4 protein-coding genes and 1 pseudogene are annotated in these 7,275 nt (G+C 41.6%); 3 read left to right on the top strand and 2 right to left on the bottom strand.

Annotation, left to right across the window (positions count from 1 at the left end; genetic code table 11):
* Nucleotides 1–489 (top strand): annotated as a pseudogene (locus B2W49_RS06400) (transcriptional regulator); the annotation flags it as partial.
* Nucleotides 490–536: 47 nt separating this feature from the next.
* Here the strand turns inward: B2W49_RS06400 and B2W49_RS06395 are convergent.
* On the bottom strand, nt 537–1,532 hold the full coding sequence (locus B2W49_RS06395) for an alpha/beta hydrolase (protein ID WP_291335639.1): 996 nt from the start codon (nt 1,530–1,532) through the stop codon (nt 537–539).
* A 244-nt stretch (nt 1,533–1,776) separates the two neighbouring features.
* Nucleotides 1,777–2,949 (bottom strand): iron-dependent methanol dehydrogenase, encoded by a 1,173-nt coding sequence (gene mdh / locus B2W49_RS06390; protein WP_291335637.1) that lies wholly within the window; start codon nt 2,947–2,949, stop codon nt 1,777–1,779.
* 444 nt (nt 2,950–3,393) lie between these two features.
* On the opposite strand from mdh, the gene B2W49_RS06385 reads away from it, so the two are divergent.
* Both B2W49_RS06385 and B2W49_RS06380 read left to right on the top strand, forming a co-directional pair.
* Entirely contained in the window at nt 3,394–5,397 is a 2,004-nt protein-coding gene (locus tag B2W49_RS06385) for a hypothetical protein (protein ID WP_291335636.1), read from the top strand.
* A gap of 89 nt (nt 5,398–5,486) precedes the next feature.
* The gene (locus B2W49_RS06380) at nt 5,487–7,199 is read left to right on the top strand and encodes an AAA family ATPase (RefSeq protein ID WP_291335634.1); all 1,713 of its coding nucleotides are present in this window, start codon (nt 5,487–5,489) and stop codon (nt 7,197–7,199) included.
* Nucleotides 7,200–7,275 lie beyond the last annotated feature (76 nt).

The raw sequence follows: 7,275 nt of genomic DNA, 5'->3' as shown, positions 1-7,275 counted from the left end.
GTGATGACACCGCGTCAAATTGAAATATTGGTGATTTTGGCACTTTGCCCACAAGGCATGAGTTTAGATACTTTACACCAAGCCCTATATGGTGAGCGTAAAGTTAGTATGGGGACGCTAAAAGCTGAAATGTCACAATTACGTGATATTCTAGGCGGGATGCTTGGTTCGCGTCCTTACCGAGTTTTGGCGCATATAGAAGCCGATTTTTTACAAGCCGAGCAGGCTTTAGATGCAGGTTATGTGCAGTCAGCCTTGCAAACGTGTGCAGGGGTATTTTTGGCGAAAACTGAAAGTCCATTTTTATGTGCATGGCGAGATTGCTTAGAATCTCGCCTGAGTGAAGCCATTTTTAATGCACAAGATACCGATGCATTGCTAAAACATTTGGCACGCAGCCCTGAAGCGATTGACGCGGTGGAACGTTTAATTGAATTGATGCCAAAGCATCATCCTGCACATCAAATTTTATTAAAATACAAAGCCTAAAGGACGACTCAAGTCATTTAGGCTTTCATTTCACTGTCCTTTAGTTTTTATAGCCCTTTGCGGTTTAACCAGTCAAACAAGGACTGATACACTTCTGCACGGACTTCGGGCGCAGAAAGTACCAAATCATGCACGCCATTTTCAATTTGGCAAAGCTGAATATCACCATGCATGTGATGCCCATATTTTTGCATATCTGCAACATCTAAAATTACGTCAGTGCGTTGCGCAATCTCATTCCATTTGCGTGGATAACTACTTTGACTCGCATGCATAATTAAGGTGGGTACACCCAAATGCACACTGGCATGAATTTCTTTTTGCGCTTCATGAATTGCACGTACAAAACTTAATCGTACTTTTGGATAACGCGGTTTCTTCCATTCCAAATTAAATAACCATTCACCATAATATTGTTTGTGTAGACTTGGTACATAAAATGGATTAAGGCGGCTTGGAAATTTCATTTCTGGCAGCAATTTGCCCAATTGGCTTAAACGAGGAATGCCGAATTTTTTCTCAATCTCGCTCATATTGAAATCATAAAAAGGGCTGTTGCACCATAAACCACGAATCAGTGGATGATTGGGGTGATGTGCCACATATAACGTGGTGATTAATCCACCTGTTGAATGTCCCGCCAAAATTACAGAATCATGTTCTTCTGTGGCAATTTGCTCAAGTGCAGCGGAAATTTCTGCATCATATTCAGACAAGCTGCGCACATTGTACCAATGTTGATGTGACAAATGCGAACGCCCATATTTACGCAAATCTAAGGCATAAAAGTCATAACCGTGCTGATTAAACTGGTGTGCCATTTCAGTTTGAAAAAAATAGTCAATAAAACCATGAATATAAAGTACGGCTTTACGGGTTTCCTGTTCAGCCTTTTTGCGTACCAACGTCGCAATGACTTTGCCTTCATAATCGGATGGAAAATCTAGCGTCATTTGTTGGTAATCTGCACCCAAAATATCGGGTTGATAGCTTGGTGTTGTTTTTTGTTTTTTGCTTAACAGCATAAGGTGCTCGTCATCCATTTTATTTTGTCTATATCCTTGATGAGCTGTGCGCATTTGTCAAATTGAATTATGCAAACCCTCTGCATCTAAATCGGTTTAGTTTTATGCTGTGAGTTCATTTTTATTCTGAACAACAAAAAAAGCAGAACGCATCTGAGATGGTTCTGCCAAAGGGAAGGATAAAAAAATAGCAACAGCGGAAAGTTGAAATAAGGATGGGAGATGCTGAGCAAATCGTGATTCACTCAGCAGGAGATTCAAATTACATCGCGGCTTTAAAAATTTCGACCACTTGTGCATGATTGGCTTTACGTGGGTTGGTGAGCATGCAGGCATCTTTTTGTGCATTTTCAGCCATAATCGCCAAGTCATCTTCTTTAACGCCTAACTCTGCTAAACCTGTTGGAATGCCAATTGAGCTAGATAATTCACGAATCGCATCAATCGCAGCATAGGCAGCTTCGGTGGTAGTTAATCCGTCAGTATTGACTCCCATCAATTTTGCAATGTCTGCATAACGCTCTGGGCAAGCAATCAGGTTAAATTCGCAAACATGCGGTAATAAAATCGCATTACAGACACCGTGCGGCAAGTTGTAGAAACCGCCGAGTTGATGCGCCATGGCATGCACATAACCCAATGAGGCGTTGTTGAATGCCATACCTGCTAAATATTGTGCATAGCTCATGGCATCACGCGCTTCAATGTTTTCACCATTTGCCACGGCAGGGCTGAGCCACTGGCTAATCATACGAATAGCTTTTTCCGCACAGGCATCGGTAATAGGATTGGCTGCAGTTGAAACGTAGGCTTCTACAGCATGGGTTAAGGCATCCATGCCTGTTGCTGCGGTTAAACCTGCAGGTTTGGCAATCATGAGTTTTGGATCATCAATCGCGATGAGTGGTGTGCAGCGCCAATCGACAATTGCCATTTTAACGTGCGTGTCGGTGTTGGTAATAATACAGAAACGGGTCATTTCCGATGCTGTACCTGCAGTGGTGTTAATAGCAATTAGCGGGGTCATTGGCACGGTACTTTTATCAATGCCTTCATAATCACGAATATGCCCACCACCTGCGGTCACTAAGCCAATGCCTTTGGCACAGTCGTGTGAAGAACCACCACCTAAAGACACAATAAAGTCGCAATGATTGGCATTGTAGGCATCGACACCTTTATGCACGTTAATGTCGGTTGGATTTGGCTCTGCACCTGCAAAGATATGGCTGGCAACGCCTGCTTCGGTGAGGTAGCCTGCGATGGTATCGGCAACGCCAAATTTAAACAGTCCTTCATCTGTCACAATTAGGGCTTTTTTAGCGCCTAAATTTTGTGCTCTTACGCCAATTTCTTTGGCACAACCAGGGCCAAAGAGTGACACACAAGGAATATAAAAACCGTTAGTTTGGTCTGCAATATTTTTAAAAGCCATGCTCAGATTCCTTCTTGCATTGGATATTGGAATAATGTGTTGTTATCGCGGTGTTGAACCGTGATTTGAGTATTCAATGCTTTGTTGTGAAATCCTACCTACCAAATACCAACCCTATTTGCTGATGAAAGAGTGAAAAATAATTAATTGAAAATTATGGAGTTTTAATTTGTTTTTTATCTGGAGTTGTGTGCAGTCTATAGGCAAGAGCACAAATCTTGTTTATAGTGTTTTTGTATCTCTCATTTTAAGGTGTGGATACAGCTCACAAATGCTTCAGATGTAATTTATTTAATAAGTGGTTTAATCTAGATTAAAAAACATCAACTGTTTATGATGGAAAATAAAAAAATAGGAATGTATCACCAGATGGATCTAGTCGCTGCAATTAAATAAAAATAAGATGCAACTTAGATAGACCGTACTTAAGCATGAGGAGTGTGTATGCAGCCAAGTCGCCAGCATAGCCAATTGCATGCCGTTGCACAGCAATTGGTACGTATTTCCAGTGTGGCCGCAGAAATATATCAAGATCAAATGCAGCTAGTTGGGCATCTCACTGCACAAAATATGTTCCGTATTGATCCTTTGCAGCATCGGGTTGAATTGCTAAACGGTCTATTTAGCCTTGAAATTTATCCGCCTAAATCTAACTCTAGTTTAATTCAGACGCAGTTTGAGTTTGCGGGGCAGTATCAAGAAGCGTTTGAAGATTTTTTTCTGCATGATTTACAGTTTCATACGGGCGATTTAAAGCCACAACACTCCTTATTTTTACGCAATCAGGCGCAGCAATTAAGACATCTAATTATGCAACAAGCCTATATGTGGGTGGATGGTGCTGCACGTGTTCAACAGTTGCTGCTGCATTTAGATGGTGTACAGGCTCAGATTTTAGATCAAGCCTTGATTCAGTCTGATTATGCCCAACACGCTGTTTTTACAGGTGCTGTACAGCATGGTGCGGTCATTCCAGAGGAAACTTTGACTGCTTTATCTGCATTGTGTGCTTTAGAATTTATTGAGGGTGATACCTTTTTGCCTGTGCAAGCCTTAATGCACAGTTATGATGATTTTTGTTTTAGTGCAGCACAGTTTTTGCCTAAAGCCATGTATCGTATTTTGGCGGTGTCCTTTCCTGAGCGTTTTAATTTACAAGATTTAATTGACCATCAGGATGATATTCAGTTGTTGTATCGGCATGCCGAAGAACATGGTCATTTACTGGGTTTTGCCCGTTTAATGCACCGAGAAGTGTGGCAGCGTTCCGATGCATTGGCAAAACCGCATTTCTTAAAATCCTGTCCTTTAATTTGGCAAAAGAAGGTTGCCAAACTGCCGTTATTTGATTACCCACGAGCGGTGAACTGGCTGTTTAAACAGTCTGCACCAGTGTTGGATTGGCTCAGTTTAAATATGCAGCATACCAGTGTGCGGGTCGCAGTGACTGCGCTCAGTTTTGTCGATTGTAGTCAGGTACATCCACGTATTATTTTAGCGACATTGCAATATTTTCAATATTCTGCGGCGCGTATGTTTATTCAAAGCTGTAATGTGTATGCGACACAGCAGGCGTGGTTTGCGCATGCACATAATGTCAGTCTAATGCCACATGGTGAAAAACAATCTGTAGATGATCCACGAGTTGCGATTAGTCCTTCTATTTTGTATTTGGATGAATGGATGAGTTTGCTTAAAACCGTGGCGCAGCAAGATGAGCATTTGGTGAAGCATGTATTTAGGCGTTTAAGTCGTGTCATGCAAAGTTATATGACTTATTTGCAGCAAATCACACAGGATTTACCACCCGCTTTGTTGGATTATATTCAGCCCGAGAGTCAGCAGCAGCGTGACTTTTATACGGTATTGCAGCGTTATCAGCTTCAACCCGATAATTTTAGGCAGCGTTTTTATTTACGGGCGCAACATACGCGAGTTTCAGTGTTTGACAGTTATGTGCGTGACTATTTACTGGAATATTTTGCAGCACATACGCATATTCCTAAAAGTTTGAGTTGGTTGGGGTTGTTTCATCAGGCGGTGCGTTGGCATCAACAGGTCTACAAAGCAGAGCTGATGGCCAAATTAAAAAAGGAAATTCTGTGCAGTGCATGGCAGGCCAAAAGCCCTATGACGACGCTAAAATTTTCAGGCTGGTGCTTTGAAGAAATGACTCATCTAGACCGTATTATTGAAGAATCACAAAACTTTAAACACTGTTTGGCACTTAGCTATGCCAAGCTAATGAGTGAAGGGCAATATGTGGCGTTTCACATGGCATCGCCACATTATGCGCAGCAATTGACCTTGGGTTGTCATTTTCGGCAAGGACAGCTTGAATTTGATCAGTTGGAATATCCGAATAATCAAAAAGCGGAACAGTTACTGGTGACCATTGCAGAGCAGTTTATTGCATGGCTGAATCCACAATTGCCAGCTAAAGCATAAGACAACAGTTGTCGTATTCGCAGACTTGAGCCTTAACTTTTGGGCAAAAACTCGTTAGGCTATAGCCGTTCAGCAATGGTATAGGTCTTATGAAACAGGAAACTGCACTTAAACTTTTAAAAGCAGGTGAAAATGTCTTTTTAACAGGCTCTGCTGGTGCGGGTAAAACCTATACCCTGAATCAATACATCAATTATTTAAAAGCGCGTAAAGTACCTGTAGCGATTACAGCATCTACAGGTATTGCTGCAACGCACATGAATGGCATGACCATTCACACGTGGGCAGGCATTGGCATTAAAGACTTTTTGTCCGATGCCGACCTGAAAAATATGAAAGAGCGCAAATATCTCAAAGAACATTTAGAAAATGCGCAAGTGCTTATTATTGATGAAATTTCGATGCTGCATGCCAAGCAGCTGAATCTGGTCAATCAGGTACTGAAATATTTTAAGGAAAGTGATGAAGCCTTTGGTGGGATTCAGGTGATTGTTGCGGGAGATTTTTTCCAGTTACCGCCTGTGGGGAAAAACGATGAGCGCAATCGTGACAAGTTCTGTTTTATGTCAGAGGCTTGGGTCGAAGCGAAATTTCGGGTTTGTTATTTAACCGAGCAGCATCGTCAGGGCGACGATTATTTAAATGACATTCTCAATGCAATTCGTGCACAAAGAATTGATCATCAACATCTTCAGGCTTTGGAACACACCCGTCATCAAGATATTGGCGACACTTTCACGCGTTTATATACGCACAATATGGATGTGGACAATATCAACTTTAAGCATCTGAATGAAATTGAAACTGAGAGCAAGCAGTTTGATGCCGTGTGTGATGGCAATGAAAAGTTGATTGAAACGCTGAAATCATCGGTACGTGCGCCTGAAATTTTAAATCTAAAAAAACATGCCAAAGTGATGTTTGTTAAAAACAACTTCGATATGGGCTATATCAACGGCAGTTTGGGTGAAGTGATTGGCTTTGAAGAAGATGATGATCACGGCATTTTGCCTAAAGTAAAATTAACCGATGGCACGGTATTACTGGTCGAGCCTGAAACTTGGTCGGTAGATAATGATGCAGGCAAAACCATTGCCAGTTTTCAGCAAATTCCGCTGCGTTTGGCATGGGCAATCACTATCCACAAATCACAAGGCATGACTTTAGAAGCGGCAGAAATCAATCTTAGCCATACTTTTGAAAAAGGGCAGGGTTATGTGGCCCTGTCACGTTTAAAATCGTTAAGCGGTTTGCGTTTATTGGGATTTAATAGCCAAGCTTTGGAACTCGACAGTTTGGCGATTAAGGCAGACCGCCGTTTTCAGGAATTGTCTGAAGAAGCTGAAACGCACTATGCGCTGATAGATTTAACTCCACAACATAATGCATTTATTCGTCACTGTGGTGGCACGTTGAACGAAACCGAAATTTTGCGCAATGAAAAGAAAATTGCCAAAGGTGGAAAAACCAATTATGCGACTGCTACATTGGATGAAACCCGCGTTTTATTTGAAGAAGGTTATGATATTCAAGATATTGCAGTTGAACGTGGTTTAACGCCTGCAACCATTATCAACCACTTGGCACGTTTGCAAAAAGAACAAAATCTGGATATTTCAGTGGCACATCCAGGTGATGAAGTGGTGGAAGAAGTCCGTAAAATTTATAAGCGTTTAATGAAGCGTCAAAATGCCGAGCACTTTAGCGAGGATGGTGCAATTAAACTGCGTCCGATTGTTGAAGCGACTAGTCCACGCATGGGCTATGATCAAGTGCGTTTAGCATTGCTGTTTATTCAGTAATTTATCTATTCAGATGATGACGTATACTGCAATTTTGCATTAAAAATGCCCGCTAAACGTCACATAAAATACTATC

The sequence above is a fragment of the Acinetobacter sp. UBA801 genome, assembly GCA_002296655.1.
Taxonomy (GTDB): Bacteria; Pseudomonadota; Gammaproteobacteria; order Pseudomonadales; family Moraxellaceae; genus Acinetobacter.
This window is presented reverse-complemented; position numbering and strand designations above follow the sequence as displayed.